The sequence below is a fragment of the Pseudomonas sp. H1h genome, from assembly GCF_000633255.1.
Lineage (GTDB): Bacteria > Pseudomonadota > Gammaproteobacteria > Pseudomonadales > Pseudomonadaceae > Aquipseudomonas.
Genome location: NZ_AYMJ01000011.1, coordinates 72,412 through 98,816 on the forward strand (window position 1 = coordinate 72,412; position 26,405 = coordinate 98,816).

Consider the following 26,405-nt stretch of genomic DNA (forward strand, 5'->3'; position numbering starts at 1 on the left):
CCGCCTCACGGCGCGCAAAACACCATGACCGCCTCTGAAAAAGTCCCGCGCAACAACGATCTGATCTACGGCCTCAACGACCGTCCACACCTGACTGCCACCGTATTCGCAGCACTGCAGCACGTGCTGGCCAGCTTCGTCGGCATCATCACCCCGACCCTGATCATGGGCGGCGCCCTGGGCCTGCAAAGTGAAATACCGTATCTGATCAGCATGGCGCTGTTCGTCTCGGGTCTGGGCACGTTTGTTCAGGCGCGGCGTTTCGGTCCGGTCGGCTCAGGCTTGTTATGCCTGCAAGGCACCAGTTTTTCCTTCATCAGTGTGATTCTCAGCGCCGGTTTCATGGTCAAGGCCCGGGGCGGCGGCACCGATGAAATCCTCTCGACGATTTTCGGCGTGTGCTTTTTCGCCGCATTCATCGAAGTGGTGTTGAGCCAGTTCATTGGCAAACTGCGCATGCTGATCACCCCGGTGGTCACTGGCACCATCATCACCCTGATGGGCCTGTCGCTGATCAAAGTGGCGATGACCGACATCGCCGGTGGCTTCGGCGCTGCCGATCTGGGCGCGGCCAGCCATGTGTTCCTGGCGGCGCTGGTGCTGGGCACCATCGTTGTGCTGAACCGGGTCGATGTGCCGTTTCTGCGCCTGGGCGCCATCGTCATCGGCCTGACCCTTGGCTATGTGGTCGCGTGGCTGATGGGCACGGTGGATTTCGCCAACCTGCCCGAGGTGCCGCTGGTCAGCGTGCCGGTACCGTTCAAGTACGGTTTCAACTTCGACTGGGTGGCATTCGTGCCGGTGGCGGTGATTTTCCTGGTCTCGCCGCTGGAAGCGGCCGGTGACCTGACCGCCAACTCGATGATTTCGCGGCAACCGGTCAAAGGCCCGCTGTACATCCGCCGGATCAAGTCCGGCCTGCTCGCCGACGGCCTCAACTCGGCCATGGCAGCCGTGTTCAACAGCATGCCGATGGTGACGTTTGCGCAGAACAACGGCGTGATCCAGTTGACCGGCGTTGCCAGCCGCTACGTGGCGTTCTTCATCGCCGGCCTGTTGGTGCTGCTGGGCCTGTTCCCGATGATCGGCGCGGTACTGCAACTGATGCCCAAACCGGTGCTTGGCGGTGCTGAATTGGTGATGTTCGGCACTGTAGCCGTGGCCGGGATCAAGATTCTCGCCGAGGCTGGGCTGCATCGGCGCAACATGCTGATCGTGGCGATTTCTATCGGCATGGGCCTGGGCATCGCGGCTGTGCCTGAAGTGTTGCGCGAGTTGCCGCAGGCGCTACGCAACATCTTCGAATCGCCGATCACCGTCGGTGCGTTGTGCGCTATCGTGCTGAATATCTTCCTGCCGGAAGAGTTCATGGAGCTTGAGGAAGACGATTTCGATCCGGAAGCGTCGATTCTGCAGGTTATGGAAAATCCCGATCTGCCGGCCAAAGCTGAACCTGCAACCGCCGCGGCGGTCGCACAGTTGAACCGCTGACGCTGCGCCTTGAACAAAGGGCTGAGCCGGCAACGGTTCGGCCCTTTTTTTGAGAGACTGTTTATGCGCCGCGTCCACGCCGTCATCCTGTCCCTGCTGCTGTTGTCCCTGAGCGCCTGCGCGCTGTTTCCCAACCGAGATCCGGTGAACATCAACGTGGTCGGCCTCGAACCGTTGCCGAGCCAGGATCTGGAAGTGCGCTTCGCGATCAAGTTGCGGGTGCAGAACCCCAACGAAACCGCCATCGATTACACCGGCATCGCCCTCGACCTTGAGGTCAACGGCCATCCTTTGGCCTCGGGCGTGAGTGATCAGGTCGGCTCGATCCCGCGTTTCTCGGAAACCGTGGTCAGCGTGCCGGTCAGTGTTTCCGCGTTCTCCGTGCTGCGCCAGACGCTGGGCCTGAGCCAGACGCAAACCCTCGATAACCTGCCCTACGTGCTGCGCGGCAAACTGGCCGGTGGCTTGTTCGGCACCATGCGATTTGTCGACAGCGGCAAGCTCAGCCTGCCGAGAGCCACTGCTGCGACGTGGTAATCAATTGCACACACATTCCCTGTGGGAGCGGGCTTATGCGGTGAAGCGTACGCCGGGTTTGGCGCGTTCATCGACACTCAACTCAAATACATCAGGCCGCGCATAGTGGCCAACCACGTCATAGTCATATCGCGCCCGAACCAGTTCAGCGGTATCGATTTGCGCCGTCAGCAACCCCGCCTCGCCGCGCAAAGGCCCTGCCAGCACATCGCCCATCGGCCCGACAATTACGCTGCCGCCGGCAATCAACGGTCGATCCGCCGGCCAGTTGGCAATCTCCACGCCCAGCGCCTTCGGCGAAGCCTGGACCTGACAGGCGCTGACCACAAAGCAGCGGCCCTCATGGGCGATATGGCGCATGCTGACCTGCCACATCTCACGCTCATCCACCGTCGGCGCGCACCAGACCTCAATGCCCTTGGCGTACATCGCCGTGCGTAGCAGCGGCATCATGTTTTCCCAGCACACCACAGCCCCAAGGCGTCCGACCTGGCTGTCGAGCACCGGCAGCGTCGAGCCATCGCCCTTGCCCCAGATCAGCCGTTCGGTGCCCGTCGGCATCAGTTTGCGGTGCTTGGCCACCAGCCCCGCTTGCGGATCGAAATACAGCGCCGTGCAATACAGCGTGCTGCCGGCGCGCTCGATTACGCCGATCACCAGATTGGCCCCGGTACGCGCAGACAGGCCGGCCAATGCTTCGGTTTCGGCCCCCGGCACATCAATGGCGTTGGCGAAGTAACGGGCATAGGCCTCGCGGCCCTCGGGCAAGCGATAGCCCAACTGGGTGCCAAAGCCCTCGCCTTTCGGGTAGCCACCGAGCAGCGCTTCAGGCATTACCACCAACGCCGCGCCGGACTCGCTGATCGCGTCTTCCCAACTCAGAATCTGTTCCAGGGTTTCACCTTTGCCACCGGGCAAGGCGCCAATCTGCAGGGCGGCAACAATTGATTTAGGCATCGCGGTCACTCCATCGGGTTCAAGTGTTGCCGATTCTGCAGCGGCGCGGGATCATGAATAAAGACTGATTCACTGCTGAATGATATGAACCTTATGAATATCGCGACCGTTGACCTCAACCTCCTGAAAGTCTTCGAAGCCCTGCATGAAGAGTCCAGTGCCAGTCGTGCGGCGCTGCGGCTGGGCGTGACGCAATCGGCGGTCAGCGCGGCGTTGCGCCGGTTGCGCGAGGTGTATGGCGATCAGTTGTTCGTGCGCACCGGTCGCGGACTGGCGCCGACGCTCAAGGCCAATCAACTGAAACCGGTGGTCAGCGAGGCCCTGAATAAATGCCGCCAGAGCCTGGCGATGGTCGACCCGGCGGCGCATCAGTACGAGGGCCGCTCGGTGACGGTGGGCCTGTCGGATGATTTTGAAATCGCTTATGGCCGACGCCTGATCGAAGAAATTGCCCGCAGCGCGCCGAAGCTGCGGCTGATCTTCCGCCAGACCCACAGTCAGATCGTCGCCCGCGCCCTGATGGAACGCAGCATCGATCTGGCGATCACCGCCGGCGGGTTTGCCGAACGCCTGCTCAGCCGCCAGGTGTTGGGCGAAGGGGATTATGCGTGTCTGGTCGACCCGGGCAGCCTGGCCGCCGGGCAACAATCGATCGATCTACAGGCGTTTGTCGCCCGCGAACACATTCTGGTGTCCTCGGGCGGCTTTATCGGCATCACCGATGAGGGCCTGGCAGCACTGGGCCTGAGCCGCCGGGTCTGCGCCTCGACCACGCACTTTGCAGCGTTGCCGCATCTGCTCAAGGGCAGCGGCGCGGTGGCAACCATCCCGACGCATGCCGCCCAAGCCATCGCGGCCCTCAGCGGACTGGTCTTGCTGCCCTGCCCGCTGGCCCTGCCGCGTTACCCGATCGAACTGGGCTGGCGCACCAGCACGCAGGTCGATCCGCTGGTGATCAAGGTGCGTGAGGCCATTGTGGCGGCGTTCAACACGCCGTAAGTGCGTTTACTTGTTGGCCGCCATCAGACGGTTGACCTCACTGCGCACCATGTTGGCAAATTCCGGCGGCGACATGCCGTCGAGTTCCGAGCGCACCCACTCGGCCCATTTGCCCTTGCGCTTGCCGCGCTCGCCGAACAACCGCGCGGCTTCGCCTTTGGCTTTGCCCAGATTGTTCTGCCAGAGTTCGAACAGACGGGATTTCTCGTCTTCCAGCGCAGCGCGCTCGGCGAGGGATTTGTCGGCCAGATTGAAACTCATGGGGAAATACCTGCTGCGTAAAATGGCGACATCTTACACGCTCGACAGAAATCTCCTGCGCAGGTTTTTGTTCCGTACCTAAAATCAGTGCAACTTTTCAGACAACGCCACACTCCATTGTTCACTGTCCATTCACCTGCAAGGAGTCACCCAATGGCCCGCAAATCCACCGTGCAAGCCGCCGAAGACCAAATCAAGGATCAGGCATTCAGCGAACTTCAGGCTCTGATCGAAGAGTCCGACAAACTGCTCAAGAGCAGCGCCTCACTGGTCGGCGAAGAAGCGGAGACCCTGCGCGGGCAAATCGCCCTGAAACTGCAACAGGCGCTGGATTCGGTTTCCAGCGTACGCGACCGCACCAAACCGGCAGTGGATGCCACCGAAAACTACATCGGCGGCCATCCTTGGCAAACCGTCGCGATCTCCGCCGGTTTTGGCCTGGTGGTCGGTTTGTTGCTCGGTCGCCGCTGAAGTCGTTACGCAGAAAAAAGGCGAGCCACCCGGCTCGCCTTTTTCATGTCCTGCATAAACTCAGCCGGCGGCCAGTTCGCGCAACTGGCCCAGCGTCTGTTCATCGAGCACGATCCCCTCTGCCAGCGATCTGGCCCGCTGCAAATGTCGGCGATCGCCCGGCAAACGCTTGAGCCCGACGCCGTGCATCTGGCGCACCAGCTCCTGACTGCGCTCGGCAAAACTCTGCCCGGCGGCCTTGCTCGGGTCGATGACAATCAGCAATTGCCCGGTCCACGGGGTCTTGGCGCCGGGATGATTCGACCAGTCGAATTCAAAGGAAAAATTGCCACCCGTGAGCGCAGCGGCCAACAGTTCGACCATCATCGACAGCGCCGAGCCCTTATGCCCGCCGAACGGCAACAGCGCGCCGCCCTCAAGAATGGCTTTCGGGTCCTGCGTTGCCTGGCCGAGGCTGTCCACGCCCATTCCGGCTGCCAGCCGTTCGCCCTTGCGCGCCGCAATCTGCACGTCGCCGTGGGCAATGGCGCTGGTCGCCAGATCGAACACAATCGGCGCGCCACCGAGCCGAGGGGCGGCGAAGGCAATCGGGTTGGTGCCGAACAACGGCCGGTCGGCGCCGTGGGGCACCACGCAGGTCATGCTGTTGACCATGCTCAACGCCACCAGCCCTTCATCAGCGAAGGGTTCGACGTCCGGCCACAGAGCGGCGAAGTGGTGAGAATTACGGATCGCCAGCACGGCAATCCCGGCGTTACGAGCTTTCTCCACCAACAACGACCGGGCGGCAGCCAGCGCTGGCTGGGCGAAACCGTTGCCGGCATCGACGCGTACAAACCCGGGGGCCACATCTTCAACCTGTGGCACCGCCTGACCGTTGACCCAGCCACTGTTGAGGGTCGACACATACCCGGGAATCCGAAACACACCATGGCTGTGCGCGCCATCGCGCTCGGCCCCGGCACAGTTGGCGGCGAGTGAGCGGGCGACCTCGGCGGAGGTGCCATGACGCAGAAAAATTGTTTCGAGCAGTTGCGTCAACGCCTCGAGTGACAACGATGGCGAGACAGCAGAAGACACATGATCGTGTGGCGCAGACATCTGAAGCTCCAGACTAATTATTGGAGGGAACAACAGCGTGTGAACGACTTGCCCGTCGATTAACCACGTCAGGCCCGGGTGCTGTCAACCGTTGCGGTGATCGCGCGCCTTGGCGTAAACACATTCCGACGCTTTGCGTGCGGTAACTATGTACCACCCTCGCGCCTCTTCCGGTTCTTAGTCTGTCGTCTCCATCCACCGGCGCTTTCGTCCGCGCCCTGACAGAGACCCGAAAATGTCTGTGCCCGTCCCCCCACTGCTGTTCCCACAAATCCTCGATGCGCCCGGATTGTGGAGGTCGCTTGGCAACATCCACGGTCTGTCGATCACGGATTTTGACTGGCTGGCCCATGTGCGACTCGCAACCGCGTCACTGCGTCGCCAGCAAACCCCGCCGATGATTGCCCACCGCGTGCTGCTGAACACCGAAGATCCTCCGGCCATAGTCCTGGCGGGTAGCTTCATTCTCAGCAGCACCCCTGATGACCGGGCCTTTCTGCTCTACACACCCTTCGACGGACTGAAGAAGTTCGACAGCCTCGCCACGTTGACCCGCCACCTGGAGCAGCGGCTTGAGGACGCGGATGAAGACGACCGGCTGCTGGCATTGCTTGCAGTCTCGCAACGCAAACATCTGCTGGAGAAACGCGGCATCCGCGTAACCTTCCAATTCATCGAGGACGACATATTCGACGATCAGAAAGCCGCTATCGAACACTGCCGGCAACTCAACGTCCAGGCCATGCTCGACGAGTTGGTGCAGTTGCCCGAACTCGACATATTGCTCGGGGAGATTCTCAATGATCAGCTCATCGGGGCCATGCCCGGGATCAATCAGGCCCTGACCAGGGTCGGTGTCTATGCTGCATTGGCACCAGGCGATGAACTGGCACAAGCCAGCCGTTCGGGACGCTGGCTCGATGCAATGACGTTGGGCAATGCGGTGCTGCTGCACTATCGACATTCCGGCTGGCCGGGCGCGCAGTCGCGCGTCTACTCTCACCCGCGCAAACCTTCGCTGGCCGGTGACCAGGATCATTGGGAAGCGGCAGTAACAACCGTGTCTGGCCAGTTGCTCGCGCGGCTATACGAACGAATGGAGACCTATTGGAATGCGGTATGCGCCGACGGCACCTCACGGCGGGAGTTTTTCTGTCGGGTGCTGCGCGAACAGGCCCGGGCCGACATCCTGCTCAAACGTGAAGCCCGGATCATCGATGCCGACAAATGCGACAACTTGCTGGCCTGGATCGACCCGCACGCCACTTCCGGGCGACGAGGCGCTCTGGAAGCCGTGCACCTGTGGCAATACCAGCCCAACCATGTCGAGCTGGCCGGTTCGCTAATGCTCAGTCACACCGATGCCTGCCTGTACACACCCTCCCAGGGGTTGCAGGTACTCGAGGACTACAAGGACCTCAAGGACACGCTGCTGAGCAAATTCCACACGGCCGGCCACGACGATGAACTGTACGGCCTGTTGAGCCTTGAAGAGCGTCAGCGATTCATCGGGTTCGATCAGCCGCATGTCTCGGGCGAACCGCTGGGCGGCGAGATATTCAAGGTGCTGATGGAGGCCATCATCACCAAACAACGCAAGAACATCGAGTATGTCCTGCAGGTGTTCCGCCATAGCGACGGAGCAATCAATATCGCCGCCCTGTTCGACAAGGCACTGGATATTCGTTCGATGCTCCACGAACAACTCCTCAAACTCGATACCGGGGGGCGCTGGAGTACCCGGCTGGCAATCACCGGCAGCCAGCTACCCTCAATGCTGCTGGCAGATGTCGCTGGCACGCAAATCAGGCTGTTCAACAGTGTGCTGCCGCCGATCGACGAAGAGTTCGCGGCGCAGCCAATCACCAGCGCGGTGCAACAGCGCAACTATCTGCAAGGTATCCTGGCCAAACTGGCGCATTCGTTTTATGTGGGTATTACGGGTGAAGCGCGACTGCGTGTCCTTGGCGGCAACCAGCGACTTCCCGAACAAGCGATCGTCGACACGGTATTCAACGCCAATCGACCGGACCAGCAGCGCCGCAACGGGCTCAACGGCTTCCGGCCTGATGCCTGGTCTCTGACTGTGCAGACCACAGGACAGGACGCCGAACTACCGTTGGCCAACTGCGTTTTGTTGACAGAACGTGGCGGACTGGATGCACAGCACTCAGGGCGCACAGTGATGTGGTCACCGGCCATGGGGCTGGAAGTATTCGCTTCCATCGATATCGCCCGACAGGTATTGAACCAGCGCCTGTGCCAGCCTGACAAGCGCCTGGCACTGTTGGAAAACCTCTCACCGTTGATCGACGGATTTCATCAGCGGTACACGTTGGGGCCTCTGCACCTGATCAACGACAACGTGCTGCAAAACCGCACGCAATCGGCCATCGAGCATTTTCTCCAGCGTTGCGAGCGGGTGCGCAATCTGAAGCTCACAACACCCCGCGAGGAACAAGCCCTCAGAGCCCTGAGCAGACAACTGATCAACGTCAATCTGCTGCGAGCGATCGCACTGGCCAGGGCACTCAACACACAGCAGACGCTGCCCGCCTGGCTGGGCATGGCCACACTCGACGAGCAGCAATTGCACCTCGAACTGCTCGAGCAGTGGCGCCACAGCGTCAGCGATGGCAAGGATTACCTGCATGGCTTGCCGACCTTGCGCGAGCACATCCATCGCCGACTCAAGAGCCTGCTGAACAGCCGCTTCCAGGCCCCGGAACTTGACCCGGAACACATCGAAATCACCCCGCTGCTGGCCCTCGCCGGCCCGGCCGTGAACCTGGTCGACTTCGCTCTGATCCACCCCCATATTGCTGAGCAAACCCGCTTCAAGATCACCTCGGGCAGCGCACAAATGCTTCCGGCCGGACTCGACGAGCGGGCGATACGCAGCCTGCTGCTGTCTCTGGATATTGGCGCTTTCGCCGATGCGGTTTACACCACCTTGACCCGCAATGACGCCAACGCTGCGCAGCGCAAGCAACGATTCATCCGCCAGTTACCCTGGCAACTGCTGCAACATGCCCATCAGCTCAAACTGCAACAGCATCTTTCGAGCAAGGCTTTCGATCTGTTGACCCAGGTGCTGGACATGCCCGATGCGCTCGCCCGTGCGACAGTGGCGGGCGCGAACGCCATGATCAGACCGGTAAAGTTGATCAAGACCGCAGGCGCTGCTGCGATCAAGGCGCTTGGGCTGTATCTGATCGGCCCGGCGTCCGGACACGGCGGGCCACAGGTGCTTTATTCGCCGTATCACGGTGAGCGCGTGTTCAGCGAATTCGAGAACGATGCTGCCGTCATCGCTGCCTTCAACCTGCCAGGTGCCTTGCAAGACTCGCTACTGCGGCGCTTGCCGCAGAATCAACAATCGAGCTTTGCAGCGCTGTTCAAGGCCAGCGCCGGCCAGACGAGCGAAATGACGCTGTCCTCCTCCGCATTCACTGGCAATGCGCTTGAATACCTTTTCAATGAAAGCCTGCCGCTGCTGAAACGATTGCTCGGCAGTCGTGCGATACCTTCGGCCCATGCGGACTGGGAGGCGTGAAAACCCTGTTCAGTCAAGGCATCCAGCTGATCCGCGGACTGCTCCCGGGCAAACTGGCCTATGCGCAATTTCTCTGGCAAAGCTACAAGGACTTCCTCGACTCTGCCGAAGCACTGCAGGATCATCACTGGACGCGCGCGCTGGCAACTTTCATCGCCGGCGGCGTGGAGATGATCTCGCTGGGGCGCTTGTCACTGGAGTCAAAGCTGGTACCGCAGGTTGCACCTGAGCAAACACCGCTTGCGCCTCCTGTCAGTGCTCCTCACTGGACCGAGATCCAACCAACGGCCCCAGCCCGGACGATATTGCAGACGTTCGAAACGCCGACAATTGCCTTGCAGGACCTGACCCCGAATCCGGCCGATGGCACTTATCAGGACGTGGCGAATAACACCCGCTACGCCGCCGTCGCCGGCAAAGTCTATCCGGTGGAGCGGCCCGGTGCGGTCTGGCGTATCAAGGGGGCCGATCAGGCCGGGCCGGTGTTGCAGCACACTGCGTCTGGGCAACTGGTTCTCGACCCGGATCAGCATACGGTCCATTTCGGCAAGGCGCTGTCGACAATGCACAACCGCCTTGCCAACGACCGGGAAACCAGGCTCTGGTTAAACATCGAAGCCCAAGGCATGACCGAAATCCGCGCCCGGCACCCGGAAAAGGCCCGAGCCCTGGAGCAGGCAGTCGATCTGGCCCGCTACTACGCCTTTAACAGTCTGCACAATCTGGCACAACTGAAGAACCATGCCCCCGGTACTCGGCTGGATAGCTTCCTCAAGGCGTTTTTTGACGTATCGCGAATCGACGCCGATGTACTCGCGAAAATAAAACAGGCCATCGTGCCAATCTGCAACGCCTTGGTAGATCCGACCGAAGACCTGATGAACACCGAACGCTTCGTCGTCGGCTCGAACAAATACCGACAGACCCGCCTGATCGCCTTTGTGCTGGATGACGACTCACGCCGCAAAGTGCATTTCACCGAGAACTTCTTCAATCAAGGACTCGACTGGTACAGCGACGGTCTGACCGAGCCGTTCAATGTTCAGGGCCACGCCCAGGCGTCGACGCTGATCCACGAATTCGCGCATCAGTTTGGCAAGGCAGTGGACATTGCTTCGCTGGAGGCCCGGCGTCCGTTTACCGATCTGATTGCAACGGTGACCGGTTACGGTGCAGCCATGAAAGAAAGCCAGAAACGCTTTCAACGTGAAGCACTGTCGCTCGCCACCCCCCGCGAAGAACTGTTCTCAGTCTGGAGCCACGCACTGCGCGAATGGACGAGCGTGGACTCGATTCCCGGGTTGTCTCACGTCGGCAAGGAAATCCTCAAAGCCACCGCCAGCACGACCATGGAGGAGGCGCGAAGGGCATTCCTGAACCCGCGCAACGCTGACGCACGCATCGACACGATCTTGCGCAATGCCGACTCGATTGCTTTCCTGATCGGTGAAATGGGTCGACAACTCGACCCGCTCACTCAGCCTGTTGAAGGGCTCAGTTGAGCAAAAAAAACGCAGGCCCATGGGCCTGCGCATTCGCCTGCTACGTGTCAGCGTCAGTCTTTCTGATCGCGCAATACGTTGCCGGAAGCACCATCGATGCGGAACTCGTAGACGACGCCATCCGCCTTGCGGCCCTCGCCTTTCCAGTAGCCATTGTTGTCTGCCTCGATCTCATACACTTCGACATAACCGGCCTTGGTCTTGACGATCTCGATAGCCTTCTCGATGGTCACCCAGCCTGCGCCTGGCCGGTCGGCCATGGCGGCACCCGCGCTGAACAAGGCGGCAGTGGCGATAACAGCGGCAAAGGTTCTTTTGATCATTTTTTCACTCCATTTGTGGATGATGTTCCTCGGATGTCCTGTTTTTGGGCGCCAGACGGAAAAATAAGTTCCACTTTGATGGGCAATTGCCATGACGGTTGTTCTCGGCACTTGGCCCGCAAGGTTAGAATGCAGCAAACCAGGACGAGTCAATGACCCAAGAATCCCTCTCGGAAGCCGAATACGATGCAATCACCGATGCCGCCGCGCACTGGTGCATGCGTCTGCACGCTGTCGATTGTTCCGCCGAGGAGCGTCTGGCTTTCGAGCAATGGCGCGACGCCCATCCGCTGCATGCCTTCGAATATGAAGCGATGCTGGAAATCTGGGGCGTCGCTGAGCATTTGCCACGCCCGCAACCGACCCTGAGTGTGCCACTGAACAAACCCGCCCTTGCCTGGCGGCGCTACGCAATCGCCGCCAGCATCTGCGCCCTGGCGCTGCCACTGGCCGCCTACAGCGGCTGGAACCTGGGCTGGCTGCCCAACAGCTACCAGCACTTCGCCGCCACCGACAATGTCCGTCAGGTCACGTTGAACGATGGCAGCCAGGTCGAACTCAACCTCAACAGCGAACTGACCTTCAGCAATTACAAGGACGAACGTCGGGTCACCCTGAAAAAAGGTGAAGCGTTTTTCGAGGTCAGTCACGACCTCACCCACCCCTTCGTGGTTCGGGCCGCCGAGGGCAAGATCCGCGTGACCGGCACCCGCTTCAATGTCTGGCTCTATGAAGACCAGGTGCGGGTCAATCTGATCGAAGGCTCGGTGCTGGTAACCAGCAACGCAGCACTGCCCGGCGACGGCTTGCGTCTGGGGCCGGCCATGCAGGCGCAGTACCGGCATGGCGACTACATGCCACAGATCAGCCAGACCTATCCCAACGACAACGCGCTGGCCTGGCGCAGCGGCAAACTGGTGCTGGACAACCTGGCACTGAACGAAGCCCTGCCACTGATCAATCGATACCTGAGCAAGCCGCTGAAGCTCGCTGACGCCAGTACTGGAGCGATCCGCGTCGGCGGCGTCTACAACATCAAAGAGCTCGGCGGACTGGTCAACACCCTGCCCAAGGTGCTGCCGGTCTACCTGACCCGCAACACCGAGGGTGACCCGGTGATCAACTCGATGCCCCGCCAGCCACCAAAACCTGAAGCATGAAACCTGACAACAAAAAAGCCGCTGCTCCTCTTCAGGGGGCAGCGGCTTTTTCGTTCAGGCCTCAATCAATCGCTTACTGCTCGGCCACCTTGGCCGGCTGAACCGCAGCCTCACGAATGGCCTGCACCTGATACTGCGGGTCAGCCTTGATCTGCGCCTCGGTGAAGGGCATGACGCTCCACTGCTTCTTCGAAAACGCTTCGGTCTGGTCCCGGGAGTATTTCGACGCCGGGTCACTGGACAGGGAAAACGCCAGCAGCCCCTGCGCCTGCGGGCCTTTGTCGTCGAATGTCACCACTTGCAGATAGCTGGTGCCGCTGACCACTTCGAGCTTGCCGTCTTCACGCGGCACACTCTGGATCGCGTTGTAGATGCCCAGCGTCCCCGGCCCGCCGTGAATTGCCGTTTGCCGGGCACCGCTGCTCACCACCTGAATATCGTCCCAGCGGGTGTCAGGCTTGAGCCCCGTTTTCTCAGTGGTAGCGGCCGACGCGAGCATCGCTTCACGCAGCGCCTTGCTCACCGCCGGTTGTTCGATTGCCAGCCCGCGCGGCGTGTGTTGCGGGTCTTTCGGATCGAACGGCACCCGCCAGATAGCCGGTGACTCGAGCAACGCCTGCATGATGTTCTGGAAATGCACCAGCCCGATGCCCGAATCCAGATTCGCCCGGCCGTCCCAACTCTTGAGGCCCGCGCAAACCGGCTTCAGTACGGCCGCATCGGCAGCCAGATCGGCAGCGCAGAACTTCAACAGATCGGGCAGCACCTGCGTCGCCAGATACACGTTGTCATCCATCACCATCTGTTGCAGATCCTTGACCGCCACCGGCCCTTGCTTGCCCAGCGTGCTCAGACGATCCAGAGCAAAACGCGCACGCAGGCCCAGTGGCTGGCCGTCCTGGCTGATCAGCGGCGAGAAACCGGTCAGCGGTTGCGCCGGGTTCGCCAGCCACGCCGAATCATTGGAATGCTGGACGAAATCCTTGCGCAGCAGCTGCGGCAGCTGGTTGGCGGCATAGATGCCCGGCTGCGCGGCTTGTGGGTCGATATCCCACGCGCAGGCGCTGTGCGAACCGTCCAGCACAATCATCTGCAAACCCGCACGCGGATCACTGCACTGGGCGAGTTTGTCAGCGCTGACGTTGGGTACCACCGACAGGTTCATGTACAGCGTCTGGCCCTTGTCATCCACCGCCAGGGTATTGACCCACGGGATGCCCTGGATCTTGTGCACCGAATCCTGCAAATCCTCGAGGTTTTCGGCCTGATTCATCGCGTACCACTGGGTCAGCACGCGATCGTTGCCCAGGTTGGCATCGCGCAGGCTGTAGGCGTACTGATGGTCCCAGTCGAGCTTGCCCGGCCATTGCACGATCGGGCCGAACTGCGAGCTGTAGACATCGCGCGCTACCGGCACAACCTGACCGTCCGCCTGTCTGACCTGCACGGTCACGGTCTGCTTGCTCATCGGCAGCGATTTGCCGTCGAGCAGGTAGTGAGTCGGGTCTTTCGGATCGAGTTGCAGGCGATACAGGGTGAAGTGCTTGGATGAATCGACCGTGTGGGTCCAGGCCAGATGCTGGTTGAAGCCGATGTTGATCATCGGCAACCCCGGCAATGCTGCGCCCATGACGTCGAGTTTGCCGGGAATGGTCAGGTGCATCTGGTAAAAACGCATGCCGCCGACCCACGGAAAATGCGGATTGGCCAGCAGCATGCCGCGACCGTTGAACGAGCGCTCGCTGCCGACCGCCACGGCGTTGCTGCCGCGATCCAGGGCGAAGCGCTGCATGCGCGCACCCGCGACCTGATAGGCGTGTGCATTGCTGTCGATCTGTGCCGACGCCTGCGGCGGTGTTGCGCCGGCCAACGCCTCGGCGAACTGCCCGACACCACCCTCGACCAACAGCCGACGCGTGAGTTTCACCAGGTCCTCGGCGGCGATCTCGCGCACCCATTCACCTTGGCACTGCTGCGGCAAACCCTGCTGGCGACGCTCGGCGAGGTAGCGGTTGTAGCCTGCGGCATAGCCTTCTACCAGCTCGCGCACTTGCGTGGGTTGTGCCTGCCAGAACGCGGCGACTGCCTGCGGGGTATTGAGCCAGGCGAAGAACACATCGCTGACGCGGTTTTCACGCTCCTCGACGGTGAACTGGTCCGGGCCGAAATAACGCGAGCGCTGACCATTGACCGTGACGATCTCGTTGGCCAGCAGGCACAGGTTGTCCTGGGCGTAGGCGTAACCGATACCGAAGCCCAGGCCCCGCTCGTTTTCTGCCCGGATGTGCGGCACGCCAAACCCGGTGCGGCGAATCTCGGCGCTGGCCAGAGCAGCACTGGCCTGAGTGGCGGGACTGAACGCATGGGCCGACAGACTGAGCCCGAGGAACGCGCCGGCAAAGGCCAGCCCGGTTAACTGTCTGGAAATAATCACACACGCTCCTGATCGATAGGACAAGGACCGACGCGTGCGTTGCGCGTGCGCCGGACCCAGTCTGAAGTTGACGCATGCGCCTGGGCGCAAGGTGGCTGATCAGGAAACGAATCCGGGGGAAAAAATTTAGGCCGCACGCCCACCGGACAATCCAGTGGTTACGGGAAAACAACGAATAAGCGACAAAATTTCTACATATTTCCTTTCATGATTCGCCGTGCTGAAACGTCTTGTTTAGTGAGAGCTGCCAAAACGTTTCCTGATCAGGCTCTGAAAAGGAGTAACCCCATGTACAACTCGCAACTACCAACGGACGGTAGCCAGGCGTCACAAGGAGCTTCCATGAGCCCCCGCGCGAGCAGTTTCGCACCCAGCCCCGAGCGACAGGGCAATGAGCGCATTCGCCTGCTGCTCAAAAGCTTTGGCCTGCGTACCAGCCTGATTCGTCTTAAAGTCATCGACGCCCTGCTGGTCGCCGCGCAAAGCGATCGACGCCTCGGCGTGCGCGGCGTGCACAGCCAACTGCTGGACCTGGACGTCCCGCTGTCGTTTCTCAGTGTGCGCGAAGTATTGAAGCGTCTGTGCGCCGAAGGTGTCGTCACCTTCAACCCGGACAAGAGTTACAGCCTGCATCCACAGGCTGCTGCAGTGCTCAATCACGATTGAAGCGTCCCGCGATCGCCGTCAGGGTTTGACCTTGCGGCGCATCACCCCGTTGATCACCACCACGACCACCGCCACGCCGATGGCGATGTACTGGAACATCTTCTCGCTGATCATCCCGGCGTTCTGCAGCCAGGACAGGCCGAGCATGATCGCCAGCACCGACAGGGCGATCAGTATCGAGTATTTCAAACGTTGCTTCTGGGTCATTGCGGGTTCCTGAAACTTTCAAATGTATCCGGTTTGTATCCGATTGCATGCCATGCACATACCGTGTCACGGGGATGGGCCGGGGCAAACGCGGTCTCATGTTACAGCCGATGAAGAGTTTTGGCTTCATGACGGCGTAACCATGAGGATCTTTGAAATGTTCCGTCGAATCACCTGGCTGATTCCCGTCCTTGCCGTACTGACCTTGAGTGGCTGCATCATTTTTCCCCACGGAGGCTGGCATGACGATCACCATCGCTACCAGGAAGGCCCCGGTTATTACCATCGATAGAACAGGATTGTTCGCCTGCCGATACGCCTGAAGTACCGGCCGAGAAACACCACAAGTCTTTTCAGCAACCACCATGCCCGCCGCCCGGCGGGCATTTTTTTGGGCGTGTCAGCCCCTGAACAGCACCGATACCCGACGGGCACCGATTCACTTAAATACGTTGTAAGTATTTGAAATTTCATGTCGCAGCAAAGCATTAGAGGCTGCGACGACTCTGCCTCTAGTCTCTGCGGACTTTCTCGATCAATGGAACAGGGATGTCATGCAGAGAACTTTGATCGTAATGAGACCGGTGCAGATAATAGGATTCTGCCTGGCCATTACCGCTTTTGAATTGATCACGTACATGGCGAGCGACATGATCATGCCCGCCATGCTGATGGTGACCGACGAATTCAACGCCGATACCCGGCACGTGCCCAACGCCTTCAATTTGTACCTGATCGGCGGCATCTGCCTGCAGTGGCTGATCGGCCCCCTCTCCGACCGTTACGGCAGACGGCGCTTGTTGTTGCTCGGCTGTGCGCTGTTCGGCCTGGCGTGCGGCGCTGCGGTCATGACGCAGCGCATTGAAGCGTTCAACGCGTTGCGCCTGATTCAAGGCATGGGCCTGGGCTTCGTGGTTGCCGTCAGCTATCCGACGTTGCAGGAGGTGTTCTGCGAAGCCGACGCGGTGCGGCTCATGGCCTTGCTGGGCAACGTGGCGCTGTTGTCACCACTGCTCGGGCCGTTGCTCGGCAGCTTGTTGCTGGAATGGCTGAACTGGCGGCAGCTGTTTCTTGGCCTGGGGGCGGCGAGCGCCGTGGTCTGGCTCGGTCTGTTGGCCTGGATGCCGGAAACCATCGGAGTGGTGCGGCGCGACGGGCAACGACAGGCACCTGCAGCGTTCTCGTTCAGGCAACTGCGCCGCCGTTATCTCGTACTGCTGCGCAATCGCCGATTCGTCGGCAGCAGCCTGGCGCTGGGCTTGATGAGTTTGCCCCTGATTGCCTGGATCGGGCTGGCCCCGGTGCTGCTGATGCAGCGCCTGGAATTGTCTGCGCTGGAATATGGCCTGTGGCAGATCCCGGTGTTCTCGGCGGTGATCATCGGCAATCTGCTGCTGGATCGATTGCTGACCACGCACACGCTATTGCGGGTGATCGGCCTGTCGTTATGGCCGTTCTGCTTCGGCTTGCTGATGCTGATCGCCGCAGCCCTGTTATCAGCGTCTCTGGTATGGACAGTTGCCGGTCTTGCTGCGTACGCGCTCGGGCTGGGCATGAGCAACGCTGCGCTGTACCGGCTGGCACTGTTTTCCAGCGATGAAGGCAAAGGTCTGGTCTCGGCAATGATCGGCATGCTGTCGATTGCCGTGATGGGCGCCGGCGGATCATCGATTGCGCTCATTGGCGGCGGCGAGAGCCTCCAGTCCTTCTCCCTGTGGGCGGCCCTCGGCGGTCTGCTGTGCCTGCCCCTGCTCCACTGCTTGCTGCGCAACAACCCTGCGGCGCCCGCCGCGCCAAACACCCATCAATAAGGATATTCGATGACTCGATTCCCCCACAGCGATGCGTTATGCGCGTTGCCGCACCCCTATTGCCCGGCTTCCGTACCCGCGGGGCTGTTCAATCAGGCCATGGCTGAAATCACTCGGTTCCATGCGAGCCATACGCCCGGTTACGGCCATTGGTTGAGCGCCCACTCCATCGATATCGATGCGCTGGACACACTGGACGACTGGGCGCAACTGCCACCGATTTTCGCCAGCTTCTTCAAGCAGCACTTGTTGCTAAGTCCCACGGGGGAAGACGCACTGGAACTGACCTCCTCTGGCACCAGCGGGCAGAAGAGCCGCATGCGCTACGACACGCGCAGCCTCGGGTCCGCGCAGTACATGGTCGAACGAATTTTCGCGCAGTACGGCTGGATCACTCCGCTTACGCCCTGCAATTACCTGCTGCTAAGTTACGAACCAGAGCAAACAATCACCTTGGGCACCTCCTTCACCGATCAATTCCTGTGTCGCTTTGCCCCCGTCAATCGGCTGGTGTATGCGCTGCGCACCAATGGCGACGGGCATCAGTTTGATCTGTTCGGTGTGATCTCAGCCTTGCAGGCGTTTGCCGAAGAAGGCCTGCCGGTACGCATATTCGGCTTCCCGGCGTTTCTCTGGGAAACCCTGCAACGCATGCGCGCCACCGGTGTGGCGGATCTGCAACTGCCGGCGGGCTCACTGGCATTTTTCGGCGGTGGCTGGAAAACCCGTGCCACCGAGGAGGTTCCCAAACAACAGCTGTACGCGCGGATCCAGCAACAACTGGGCATCGACGCCCAAGACTGTCGCGATGGCTATGGTGCGGTCGAGCATGCGGTGCCTTACATCGAATGCGCTCACCACCACTTTCATGTGCCGGTCTATTCAAAAGTCTACGTGCGCAGCGCGCTGGATTTTTCCGTTTTGCCCTATGGACAGCGGGGTTTGCTGAGTCTGGTCTCACCGTACATATCCTCAAGTCCGGCGCACGCTGTGGTCATGAACGACCTTGCTACGTTGCACCCTGGCACACGTTGTGACTGCGGACTGCTCAGCGACTGGTTCGAACTGCATGGCCGCGCCGGCACCACAGCCGCCAGGAGCTGCGCAATGGCCGCCTCCGAATTGCTGGGGAGGCACTGACATGTTCTTGATCAATGGACAACTGCGCAGCGACGGCAACCTCGACAGCGTTTTGCAGCAACTGCACCTGGAACTACCCCAGCGGCTGCAGACACCGCTTGAAACCAGCACGCTGCTGGCGGCCACCGAAGCCTTCGCCGAACGCCTGCAGCATCAGACGTCGGTGTCGGCGCTCGATGCCGGGCAACGTCAGGCACTGATCGATTTCTGCCAGCCTGCCGCGCTGCAGGCCAAGCTTGATCGCGAGCTCGGTCGGCAACCCGATTCGCTACGCCGCATCGACTATCGCCAGTCACGCTTCGAGCGCTGGAGCCCGCTGGGTCTGGTGGTGCACATCACCCCGGCCAATGCTCCATTGCTGGCATTCTGTGCGGTGCTGGAGAGCCTGTTGAGCGGTAACGTCAACTGGTTGCGCCCCAGCAGCAGCGACGGCGGCTTCACCGCGCAATTGCTCCAGGCGCTGCTCGAATGCGATCCGAGCGGGCAACTCGCCGGCTACGTAGCGGTGCTGCCGACGACCACCGGACAAATCGGCCAACTGTGCAAACACGCCAACGGTGTCGCGGCCTGGGGTGGCGAGCGTGCATTGCACGCGATCCGCCAGCAGCTTGCGCCAGGCTGCCGCTGGATCGATTGGGGCCACCGTATCAGTTTCGCCTATCTGACCCCGGATACGCTTTCGCCGGCAGTGCTTGATGCCATCGTCGATGAGGTTTGTCGCCTTGATCAGCAAGCCTGTTCCAGTCCGCAATGGCTGCTGGTGGACAGTGACGAGCCGGCCGTTATGGAAGGCATTGGCACGCAACTGGCCGAGGCGTTCGAACGCCGCGCCGGACAATGGCCAGCCCTCACCCCGACGCCTGAGGAAGCTTCGCAGATCATCACCAGTATGGCGATGGCGCGGCTGGCGCAGAGTTTTACCGGGCAAACCGGTCGGGTCTGGAATGCGCGGGGCTGGCGAGTGATCTGGAGCCACGACCGCCAGCTTGAACCCTCTGCGCTGTTTCGCAGCCTGCTGCTCAAGCCCGTCCCCCGCGAACTGCTTGCCGGCACGCTGCTACCCTGGCGCAACGTGTTGCAGAGCTGTGCCTTGGTGTGTGCACCGACGCAGGTCGGCGAACTGGCACGGACGCTGATTGCCGCCGGTGTCACCCGCATTGCCCCGATCGGCGCGATCCACGATGGCTACGACGGCGAACCGCATGACGGTGTCTACGCCCTGCAACGCCTGAGCCGAAGGATATCGGTCAGTCTGCCGCCGGGCATGCTGTCGAGCCATGCCACGCTTGATCGCCAGCCTGCGCCGCCTGCGCTTTGTGACGTATCGATCATGGACAAGCAGACCTTTGCCGATCAGCCGCCCGATCCGGCGGCGCAGCTGTATTTTCGTTCCGGGGGCAGCAGCGGCGCACCGGTCCTTTCGGGCTTCAGCCACGACGATTTCCAGCGCCAGATGCGTGCCGCTGCCGACGGCCTGTTTGCAGCAGGCCTGGACCCGGCGCAGGACAGGGTCATGAACCTGTTCTTCAGCGGTGGTCTATACGGCGGTTTTTCCAGTTTCAGTAAAGTGCTGGAACAACTCGAGGCCAGACATTGGCCGATGGGCGCACCGGCGGATGACGATTACCGCGAGATTGCGCAAATCATCGTCGAACAGCAGATCACCGTGCTGATCGGCATGCCCGGCACCCTGCACCGACTGTTCCTCAACGAGCAACCGACACTGCGCCGCTACGGCGCCATCAGCAAAGTCTTTCTCGGCGGCGAACACCTGAGTGAGCACACCCGTGAGTTGCTGCAAAGCTGCGGCGTCGGCCTGATTCGTTCAGCGCTTTACGGCAGCGTCGATGCAGGCCCTCTGGGTCACGCCTGTCACGCCACGCCTGATGGCGTCTTTCACCTGATGAGCGACATCCAGCACTTGGAAATCGTCGATTTTGATCATGACGACCCCGTCAGTGACGGCGAATCCGGTCGTCTGCTGGTGACTTCTCGGGCACGTCAGGGCCACTCCGTGCGGCGTTATGACCTCGGTGACAGCGGGCGCTGGCTGCCTGGCCCGTGTGAATGCGGCCTGCCTTCGCCGCGTTTCGAACTGCTGGGGCGCCACGGCAAGTTGCTGCGCATCGGCACCGACTTCATTTCGTTGACGACGCTGGCGCAGCACCTGCAAGCGCCCTTTCAACTGATCCTCGATCACGGACCCGAGGGCCTGGAGCGCATGCGTTTGCGCAGCCCTCAGGCACCGCAAGAGACCGATCGACAACTGCAGGCGTACCCGAAGCTGACATCGTTGGTGCAGACCGGCCTGCTCACCGTGGACGTCGAGCAATGTGCCGTCGAGCAGTTCTTGCGCAACAGGCACAGCGGCAAGACACCGCTGCTGATTGACCAGCGCCGCTGACCGCAGGCACCTGCACGCGGCCCTCCGCCCTTTTATAAGAAACGATCATGAACACAACCGTTGAATTGACCACCCTGCTCAACTTCGCCCGCCAGCATTCCGATTATTGGCGCGAGCACTTCCAGCACGTCGCAACACCCATCAGCGCATTGGCCGAACTGCCCTTGATCGACCCTGCGCATTACTGGCGCGACAGCCAGCGCCCAGACCAATGGCCGGTACTGACCGGCCCCCTGCACGATGCGCTGATCTTCAAGACCGGGGGCACCACCGGCGCCGGCAAACTGTCGCTATTCACCCGCGCGGAATGGCAAACCCTGGTGCGCGATTTCGGCCGCCACCTCACGGCACAACTGAACTCCGGCGACCGGGTTGCCAACCTGTTTTTCGTCGGCGACCTGTATGCGAGTTTCATCTTCGTCCACGATGCGCTGGCCCATGTCGAGACACCCGTCTGCGAGTTTCCGTTTACTGGGGAGGTCAACAGCGGTGTACTGGCCGACTCGATCGTTGCCTATCGCATCAACGTACTGGCGGGCATACCCGCCCAACTGCTGACGTTCGCCGCCTGGCTTGAGCGTCAGTCACGGACACTGGAGGGTGTCGAAACGCTGCTCTATGGCGGTGAGAGCTTGTTCCCCGCGCAACTGCAATTGCTCGGCCGGGTGTTCCCGAACGCCCGCATCGCCTCCATCGGCTACGCCAGCGTCGATGCAGGGCTGATCGGCATCAGCACCCGCGATTGCGTCCTCGGCGAACACCGAATGCTGGCAACCCACAGTGTGCTGGAGATCATCGATGAAGTGACCGGGGACATCATCGAAGAGTGCAATCGCAATGGCCAACTGGTGCTGACCAACCTGACGCGGCGTCTGATGCCAGTGATTCGCTACCCGGTCGGGGACCTGGCCTGCTGGCGCGAACCCGCCGGGACACCCCTGCGCAAATTTGCCCTGGCAGGCCGCAGCATGCACAGCCAGCGTGTGCGGGTAGGCGTTTTGAGTCTGGACACGGGGGATATCGACGAGTTGGTCCGCGCCCACGGTACCAGTGATGACTGGCAACTGCTCATCGAGCAACAGGGAAAGAAAGACCTGCTGAGTCTGCGTTGGGTACCGGGCAAGCAAACGTCTGAGATCGCCCTGACGACCACAAGGCTGCGCCGCGCGCTGATTGACCAATACCCTTTGATCGAGCAGCTGCACGCCGAACATCTGCTCGACCTGCACGTGATCGACTGCGCTAACGACGAACTGGCGTGTCATCCGCGCTCCGGCAAGCGGCAGCGGGTCGTCGACCGGCGCGAATATGGCACCCCGTGCCTGAGGCAAGGATGATGGATACGGTAACCTTGCGCCGCTATCGGATCGACGATGCAGCGGCGGTCAACTGCCTGTTCCGGGAAGTCTACGGCGACCATTATGTGCAACCGCACGTCTATCTGCCCTGGATGATCAGCCAAAACCACTGCGAAGGTCGCTGGCACTCGTTAGTGGCGCTGATGAACGACAAAATCTGCGGGCACGCCACGTTGTTTCGCCAGGCGGCCAGCCATTCACTGACGGCAGAACTGGCGTTGAGCGTGGTACACCCCGAGACTCGCGGGCAGAACATCGCCACACTTTTGGGCCAGCAGTTGCTGATTCATGCTCAGGCACTTGATTGCCGGGGCGTCACGATCAAACAGGTGACGCATCACCCGTACACGCAGCGCATGGCCGCCGGTCTCGGCTTTCACAGTTGCGGGTTGTTGCCGGACTACGTGCCCACGCCCTTTGGTGGACCGGGGCGGGAGACGATCATTGTCGGCCACTGCTGCATCGACGGCTATCGACGTCCATTGCCGAAGCTGGTCTGGCCAGAGGCCTGTCGCGAGTTGATGCTGCACCTGGAAACAGCGTTTGGCACCACAGACAACGCTGCACCCTGGAAAGGCCCGAAGGTGCATTTCGAATATGCATCGGGGCGTTATGACATGGTGTTGAAGGCACTCGAGGACGACCTGTTCCGGCAATTGGGTCAACTGCCGGCGCAGTGGCTGATTTCGCTTCGGCTCAGACTCGCCGAGGGGTTTGCCAGCGCATTGCACAAACTGGCTGCCGTGGGTTTCATCTTCACCGGGATCGCCCCCGATGACCGCAGCGAAGGCTGGCTGGCACTGTTTCATCGCGGCTATCAGCAACCCGCGCTGACGTTGCACTGCTCGCACATGCAACGCCTGCAGGAACAAATCCGACAGACCAGTGAAATCAAACCGCAGTAGACATGAAAACGGCCCGTCCACAGAGTGGACGGGCCGCAGAGGGTCGGCTTAAGCCTTGGCCTTAACGCCTTGATCCACAGGCTTGGGCGCGTTGCCTTCACCGTAGGTTTTCAGGTTCTGCAGCACGTAGATCGCCTTCTTGTACTCGGGGATCAGGTTTTTGCCGTAAGCGTTGCCATTGAGGCCATTGCTCTGGATGGCGTCGAGCTGGGTCGCGAAGTACTCCAGCGCGTTGAATTTGGCATCAACGTCTTTGGTCACGCCGAACCGGTCGAACTTGTCGCCAGCATTGAGCAACGTGAAGGAGGTGATTTCAGAGATCAGCCCACGGCCACGCAGGAACGCACTCAGGTTGCCCAATTGCTTTACAGAGGTGTTCGCCGGATCGAAACCCTTGAGATTCTTGCGCAGACCCTGCTTGTCCATTTCTGCAGTGTTCAGCGCGTTCGGATCGTTGCCGACCAGAGACAGCATCTGCTGCACCTTGACGCTCTGAGCCACCTGCTTTTTCGCGCCCGTATTGCGAACCAGCACCCCTGCCTTGCTCTCCCAGCCGCCGACAATGCCGATCGTCATGAGAAGACTCCCTGTGAAAAAACCATGAAATGTCCTTGATGGACCACTCGAATGCCGGGAAGTATCTACCGGCCAACTAGTGGCACCAACCCTTTTAGTGCAGTCGCTTACAATTTTTGTACATTCTAGATACAAATCGCCACAGAAGCGCTATCTCGGGCGTTTATGCCGGTTGGGCGAACCTCGTCGAGGTTTTTTTGCGCGCTTGCACACGGCGCTCAACTTATTTGTATCAAGGCCGATACGCACCTTTGGCCTGCCGTGTGCGTTCTTGTACGAAAGTACCTAAAGCTTCCCCGCTCGCCGACGATACGCTGGTGTACCCCCGCCGTTTTTCCCCCGACGCCACAATAAAAAATCGCAGATCAAGGACCGGTATCCATGCCCGCATTTCGCACCATTCAGGCTCGCTACACGCTATTTCTGGTTCTGTTCATCCTGCTGCTGTCGGTATTGACCGTGGCTGGAATCAGCCAACTGGTCGCGCCCAAGCTGCGCCATACCGAAGAGCAGGTCGTGCTCAATCGCATCGCCGAAGTTGCCGAGCAGATTCAGGGCGAACTGAACAAAGTGCAGGCGCAGCAACGCAGCATCACCCAGACCATTCCCCTGCTCGACAGCGCGGCCATCGACACCGTGTTGCCGGGACTTGTCGACCAGTACGGCGAGCTGAAAGTGTTTGGTGGCGGGATCTGGCCGCTGCCGGGCCAGCGTGAGGCCGGGCGCAACAAATTCAGTACCTTCTGGCACCGCGATGCCTCGGGCAAACTGGCGGTGAACACCTTCTGGAACAGCGACGCGGCGCCCAATTACTACGACCAGAGCTGGTACAAGGGCGGCATGCAGACCCCACGCGGCCAGTGCGCCTGGGCTGCCGCCTATAAAGACGACGCCAGCGCCGAACCGCGCACCAACTGCGCCATGGCAATCCAGAAAAACGGTGCGGCCTGGGGCGTATCGACCATCGACGTCACCCTGGGTTTCTTTAACGACCTGGTGGCGCGCAAGGAAAAAGACCTGAACGCCGAAATGCTGATCGTCGAGGCCGACGGCAAGATCATCAGCAACAGCTCGCGCATCAGCGGGCCGATCGTGCTCAAGAACATCAACGAACTGGCCGCCGGCTCGACCTTTGCCAGCCAGGTCAAGGCCGGCCTGCAGAATCGTGATCAGGCGCAACGTGTGGAGTTCGACAATAACGGCGAGGCCAGCACCTTCTTCATGCGCCCGATCGAAGGTACGCCGTGGTTCCTCGCCACGGCCCTGCCGACCAAAATGCTCACCGCCCAGCGCGACGATGTGCTCAGCAGCCTGAGCCTGTTGCAGATTCCGCTGGTGATCCTGCTGGTGCTGTTGCAGGTCTACGCGATCCGCCAACTGGTTTCGCGGATGAAAGCGCTGAAAGCCAACATCGACTTGCTGTCCAGTGGCGATGCCGACCTGACCCGGCGCATCACCATCCGTGCCGAAGATGAGCTTGGGGCCATCGGCCATTCGGTCAACACCTTCATCGCCTACCTGCAAAACATGATCGGTGAAGTGACCCAGGCCACCGGCGCCATGGCCACGAGCCTCGACGACCTGCAGCGGACGTCGGCGCACACCAGCCAGATCCTGTTGCGCCATGCTTCGGAAACCGATCAGACCGTCACCGCCATCACCGAAATGAGCTCGACCGCCGACAGCGTGGCGCAGAACGCCGCCGAAACCGCAGCCTTCACCCAACGTGCCAACGAAAATGCCGACCGCTCGCGGGTGGTGGTGGGCGAAGCGACCAACAGCGTGGTGGCCTTGATCGGTGAAGTGGCCAGTGCCACTCAGAAAGTCGAAAACATGCAGCAGGACGCGCAGCGCATCACCGAGATTCTCGGGGTGATCGGCGCAATCGCCGGGCAAACCAACCTGCTGGCGCTCAACGCTGCCATTGAAGCCGCCCGTGCCGGTGAACAAGGGCGCGGTTTTGCGGTGGTTGCCGATGAAGTGCGCGCCCTCGCCGCCCGCACCCAGGCCAGCACCTCGGAGATCAACGAAATGCTCACCCGCCTGACCCAAGGCGTGAGTTCGTCGGTCAGCGCCATGGAAAATACCCAGGCCAGTTGCCAGTCCGCCGCCGACGCCACAGCGCGCGTCAACTCGGGGCTCGACGAAATGGCCGGTTCGGTCAGCCACATCAACAGCCTCAGCACCCAGATCGCCACCGCCGCCGAACAGCAAAGTGCGGTGACCGAAGAGATCAACCGCAGCATGGTGCAGATCCGCCACATGGTGGAAGAACTGGTGCACAGCGGCCAGGCCAGCGAACTCAACACCCGCCAGTTGCTGGAAGCCAACAGCCGGGTCAGCGCGATCATGGGGCGGTTCAAGGTACGTTGATTCCTGCGTCCCACATTGGTTTTCTGCCAATCAGATAACCAATGTGGGAGCGAGCCTGCGCGCGGCAGCGGTGTGTCAGTCGACAAACGTGTTGGCTGCAAGACCGCATTCGCGAGCAGGCTCGCGCCCACAGCGGGTGCTTTGTATCAACTTGAAACACTCCGCTGATGCCG

General features: G+C 60.9%; 21 protein-coding genes and 2 pseudogenes. 16 read left to right on the forward strand and 7 right to left on the reverse strand.

The genetic code is table 11. From position 1 onward, the window contains the following. Positions 1–24: 24 nt before the first annotated feature. Both U862_RS0108305 and U862_RS0108310 read left to right on the forward strand, forming a co-directional pair. Positions 25–1,491 (forward strand): nucleobase:cation symporter-2 family protein, encoded by a 1,467-nt coding sequence (locus U862_RS0108305; RefSeq protein ID WP_025109965.1) that lies wholly within the window; start codon positions 25–27, stop codon positions 1,489–1,491. Between the two features lie 63 nt (positions 1,492–1,554). Further along, positions 1,555–2,028, forward strand: a complete 474-nt coding sequence (locus tag U862_RS0108310) for an LEA type 2 family protein (RefSeq protein ID WP_025109966.1) — start codon at positions 1,555–1,557, stop codon at positions 2,026–2,028. A 33-nt stretch (positions 2,029–2,061) separates the two neighbouring features. Here U862_RS0108310 and U862_RS0108315 read toward each other — a convergent pair whose 3' ends face one another. Beyond that, positions 2,062–2,985 carry a carbon-nitrogen hydrolase family protein gene (locus tag U862_RS0108315; protein ID WP_025109967.1) on the reverse strand — a complete coding sequence of 308 codons (924 nt, stop codon included), beginning with the start codon at positions 2,983–2,985 and terminating at the stop codon, positions 2,062–2,064. 84 nt (positions 2,986–3,069) lie between these two features. Here U862_RS0108315 and U862_RS0108320 point away from each other — a divergent pair, with 84 nt between their 5' ends. After that, complete coding sequence (locus tag U862_RS0108320) at positions 3,070–3,984, forward strand: LysR family transcriptional regulator (RefSeq protein ID WP_025109968.1); 915 nt, start codon at positions 3,070–3,072, stop codon at positions 3,982–3,984. A 6-nt stretch (positions 3,985–3,990) separates the two neighbouring features. On the opposite strand, the gene U862_RS0108325 is transcribed toward U862_RS0108320, so the two are convergent. Beyond that, positions 3,991–4,245 (reverse strand): hypothetical protein, encoded by a 255-nt coding sequence (locus U862_RS0108325; RefSeq protein ID WP_008088647.1) that lies wholly within the window; start codon positions 4,243–4,245, stop codon positions 3,991–3,993. Between the two features lie 153 nt (positions 4,246–4,398). On the opposite strand from U862_RS0108325, the gene U862_RS0108330 reads away from it, so the two are divergent. Then, entirely contained in the window at positions 4,399–4,716 is a 318-nt protein-coding gene (locus U862_RS0108330; protein WP_025109969.1) for a YqjD family protein, read from the forward strand. Positions 4,717–4,776: 60 nt separating this feature from the next. Here the strand turns inward: U862_RS0108330 and U862_RS0108335 are convergent, their stop codons facing one another. Then, on the reverse strand, positions 4,777–5,817 hold the full coding sequence (locus tag U862_RS0108335; protein WP_025109970.1) for an Ldh family oxidoreductase: 1,041 nt from the start codon (positions 5,815–5,817) through the stop codon (positions 4,777–4,779). A gap of 235 nt (positions 5,818–6,052) precedes the next feature. Here U862_RS0108335 and U862_RS0108340 point away from each other — a divergent pair, with 235 nt between their 5' ends. Beyond that, positions 6,053–9,373, forward strand: coding sequence for a dermonecrotic toxin domain-containing protein (locus tag U862_RS0108340; RefSeq protein ID WP_371262563.1), 3,321 nt, complete (start codon positions 6,053–6,055; stop codon positions 9,371–9,373). Then, complete coding sequence (locus U862_RS31420; RefSeq protein WP_371262564.1) at positions 9,370–10,875, forward strand: hypothetical protein; 1,506 nt, start codon at positions 9,370–9,372, stop codon at positions 10,873–10,875. The genes U862_RS0108340 and U862_RS31420 overlap by 4 nt, the downstream gene beginning before the upstream one ends. Before the next feature lie 53 nt (positions 10,876–10,928). Here the strand turns inward: U862_RS31420 and U862_RS0108345 are convergent, their stop codons facing one another. After that, positions 10,929–11,198: a PepSY domain-containing protein gene (locus tag U862_RS0108345; protein ID WP_025109971.1), complete on the reverse strand. Its 270-nt coding sequence runs from the start codon at positions 11,196–11,198 to the stop codon at positions 10,929–10,931. Positions 11,199–11,350: 152 nt separating this feature from the next. On the opposite strand from U862_RS0108345, the gene U862_RS0108350 reads away from it, so the two are divergent. Continuing rightward, on the forward strand, positions 11,351–12,358 hold the full coding sequence (locus U862_RS0108350; RefSeq protein ID WP_025109972.1) for a FecR family protein: 1,008 nt from the start codon (positions 11,351–11,353) through the stop codon (positions 12,356–12,358). 73 nt (positions 12,359–12,431) lie between these two features. On the opposite strand, the gene U862_RS0108355 is transcribed toward U862_RS0108350, so the two are convergent. After that, positions 12,432–14,792, reverse strand: a complete 2,361-nt coding sequence (locus U862_RS0108355; RefSeq protein ID WP_025109973.1) for an acylase — start codon at positions 14,790–14,792, stop codon at positions 12,432–12,434. 288 nt (positions 14,793–15,080) lie between these two features. Between U862_RS0108355 and U862_RS0108360 the strand changes: the two genes are divergently transcribed. Beyond that, on the forward strand, positions 15,081–15,458 hold the full coding sequence (locus U862_RS0108360) for a fe2+ zn2+ uptake regulation protein (protein WP_025109974.1): 378 nt from the start codon (positions 15,081–15,083) through the stop codon (positions 15,456–15,458). An 18-nt stretch (positions 15,459–15,476) separates the two neighbouring features. Here the strand turns inward: U862_RS0108360 and U862_RS0108365 are convergent, their stop codons facing one another. Then, positions 15,477–15,665: a hypothetical protein gene (locus U862_RS0108365; RefSeq protein WP_025109975.1), complete on the reverse strand. Its 189-nt coding sequence runs from the start codon at positions 15,663–15,665 to the stop codon at positions 15,477–15,479. Positions 15,666–15,822: 157 nt separating this feature from the next. On the opposite strand from U862_RS0108365, the gene U862_RS31105 reads away from it, so the two are divergent. The 6 genes from U862_RS31105 (at position 15,823) to U862_RS0108390 (ending at position 23,283) form a co-directional block, all read left to right on the forward strand. Further along, entirely contained in the window at positions 15,823–15,957 is a 135-nt protein-coding gene (locus tag U862_RS31105; protein WP_007961861.1) for a hypothetical protein, read from the forward strand. Positions 15,958–16,219: 262 nt separating this feature from the next. Continuing rightward, on the forward strand, positions 16,220–17,476 hold the full coding sequence (locus tag U862_RS0108370) for an MdfA family multidrug efflux MFS transporter (RefSeq protein WP_025109976.1): 1,257 nt from the start codon (positions 16,220–16,222) through the stop codon (positions 17,474–17,476). Positions 17,477–17,485: 9 nt separating this feature from the next. Continuing rightward, complete coding sequence (locus tag U862_RS0108375) at positions 17,486–18,616, forward strand: acyl-protein synthase (RefSeq protein ID WP_025109977.1); 1,131 nt, start codon at positions 17,486–17,488, stop codon at positions 18,614–18,616. Between the two features lies 1 nt (position 18,617). Continuing rightward, positions 18,618–21,020, forward strand: a complete 2,403-nt coding sequence (locus U862_RS0108380) for an aldehyde dehydrogenase family protein (protein ID WP_025109978.1) — start codon at positions 18,618–18,620, stop codon at positions 21,018–21,020. Positions 21,021–21,067: 47 nt separating this feature from the next. Then, positions 21,068–22,357 carry a phenylacetate--CoA ligase family protein gene (locus U862_RS0108385; protein WP_025109979.1) on the forward strand — a complete coding sequence of 430 codons (1,290 nt, stop codon included), beginning with the start codon at positions 21,068–21,070 and terminating at the stop codon, positions 22,355–22,357. Then, positions 22,357–23,283: a GNAT family N-acetyltransferase gene (locus U862_RS0108390; RefSeq protein ID WP_025109980.1), complete on the forward strand. Its 927-nt coding sequence runs from the start codon at positions 22,357–22,359 to the stop codon at positions 23,281–23,283. The genes U862_RS0108385 and U862_RS0108390 overlap by 1 nt, the downstream gene beginning before the upstream one ends. A 48-nt stretch (positions 23,284–23,331) precedes the next feature. Here the strand turns inward: U862_RS0108390 and U862_RS0108395 are convergent, their stop codons facing one another. After that, complete coding sequence (locus U862_RS0108395) at positions 23,332–23,859, reverse strand: hypothetical protein (protein WP_025109981.1); 528 nt, start codon at positions 23,857–23,859, stop codon at positions 23,332–23,334. Positions 23,860–24,240: 381 nt separating this feature from the next. On the opposite strand from U862_RS0108395, the pseudogene U862_RS31425 reads away from it, so the two are divergent. Then, positions 24,241–25,371: pseudogene (locus tag U862_RS31425) on the forward strand (cache domain-containing protein); the annotation flags it as partial. A 333-nt stretch (positions 25,372–25,704) separates the two neighbouring features. Beyond that, positions 25,705–26,232, forward strand: a pseudogene (locus U862_RS31430) (methyl-accepting chemotaxis protein); the annotation flags it as partial. Between the last annotated feature and the right edge of the window lie 173 nt (positions 26,233–26,405).

What these genes read in the sequence shown, in the direction of transcription:
- U862_RS31105 (WP_007961861.1), top strand. Translation starts at nt 15,823, where the DNA reads ATGTTCCGTCGAATCACCTGGCTGATTCCCGTCCTTGCCGTACTGACC.
- U862_RS0108350 (WP_025109972.1), top strand. Translation starts at nt 11,351, where the DNA reads ATGACCCAAGAATCCCTCTCGGAAGCCGAATACGATGCAATCACCGAT.
- U862_RS0108365 (WP_025109975.1), bottom strand. Translation starts at nt 15,665, where the DNA reads ATGACCCAGAAGCAACGTTTGAAATACTCGATACTGATCGCCCTGTCG.
- U862_RS0108380 (WP_025109978.1), top strand. Translation starts at nt 18,618, where the DNA reads ATGTTCTTGATCAATGGACAACTGCGCAGCGACGGCAACCTCGACAGC.
- U862_RS0108340 (WP_371262563.1), top strand. Translation starts at nt 6,053, where the DNA reads ATGTCTGTGCCCGTCCCCCCACTGCTGTTCCCACAAATCCTCGATGCG.
- U862_RS0108370 (WP_025109976.1), top strand. Translation starts at nt 16,220, where the DNA reads ATGCAGAGAACTTTGATCGTAATGAGACCGGTGCAGATAATAGGATTC.
- U862_RS0108390 (WP_025109980.1), top strand. Translation starts at nt 22,357, where the DNA reads ATGGATACGGTAACCTTGCGCCGCTATCGGATCGACGATGCAGCGGCG.
- U862_RS0108315 (WP_025109967.1), bottom strand. Translation starts at nt 2,985, where the DNA reads ATGCCTAAATCAATTGTTGCCGCCCTGCAGATTGGCGCCTTGCCCGGT.
- U862_RS0108375 (WP_025109977.1), top strand. Translation starts at nt 17,486, where the DNA reads ATGACTCGATTCCCCCACAGCGATGCGTTATGCGCGTTGCCGCACCCC.
- U862_RS0108385 (WP_025109979.1), top strand. Translation starts at nt 21,068, where the DNA reads ATGAACACAACCGTTGAATTGACCACCCTGCTCAACTTCGCCCGCCAG.
- U862_RS0108320 (WP_025109968.1), top strand. Translation starts at nt 3,070, where the DNA reads ATGAACCTTATGAATATCGCGACCGTTGACCTCAACCTCCTGAAAGTC.
- U862_RS0108345 (WP_025109971.1), bottom strand. Translation starts at nt 11,198, where the DNA reads ATGATCAAAAGAACCTTTGCCGCTGTTATCGCCACTGCCGCCTTGTTC.
- U862_RS0108330 (WP_025109969.1), top strand. Translation starts at nt 4,399, where the DNA reads ATGGCCCGCAAATCCACCGTGCAAGCCGCCGAAGACCAAATCAAGGAT.
- U862_RS0108325 (WP_008088647.1), bottom strand. Translation starts at nt 4,245, where the DNA reads ATGAGTTTCAATCTGGCCGACAAATCCCTCGCCGAGCGCGCTGCGCTG.
- U862_RS0108395 (WP_025109981.1), bottom strand. Translation starts at nt 23,859, where the DNA reads ATGACGATCGGCATTGTCGGCGGCTGGGAGAGCAAGGCAGGGGTGCTG.
- U862_RS0108305 (WP_025109965.1), top strand. Translation starts at nt 25, where the DNA reads ATGACCGCCTCTGAAAAAGTCCCGCGCAACAACGATCTGATCTACGGC.
- U862_RS0108310 (WP_025109966.1), top strand. Translation starts at nt 1,555, where the DNA reads ATGCGCCGCGTCCACGCCGTCATCCTGTCCCTGCTGCTGTTGTCCCTG.
- U862_RS0108360 (WP_025109974.1), top strand. Translation starts at nt 15,081, where the DNA reads ATGTACAACTCGCAACTACCAACGGACGGTAGCCAGGCGTCACAAGGA.
- U862_RS0108335 (WP_025109970.1), bottom strand. Translation starts at nt 5,817, where the DNA reads ATGTCTGCGCCACACGATCATGTGTCTTCTGCTGTCTCGCCATCGTTG.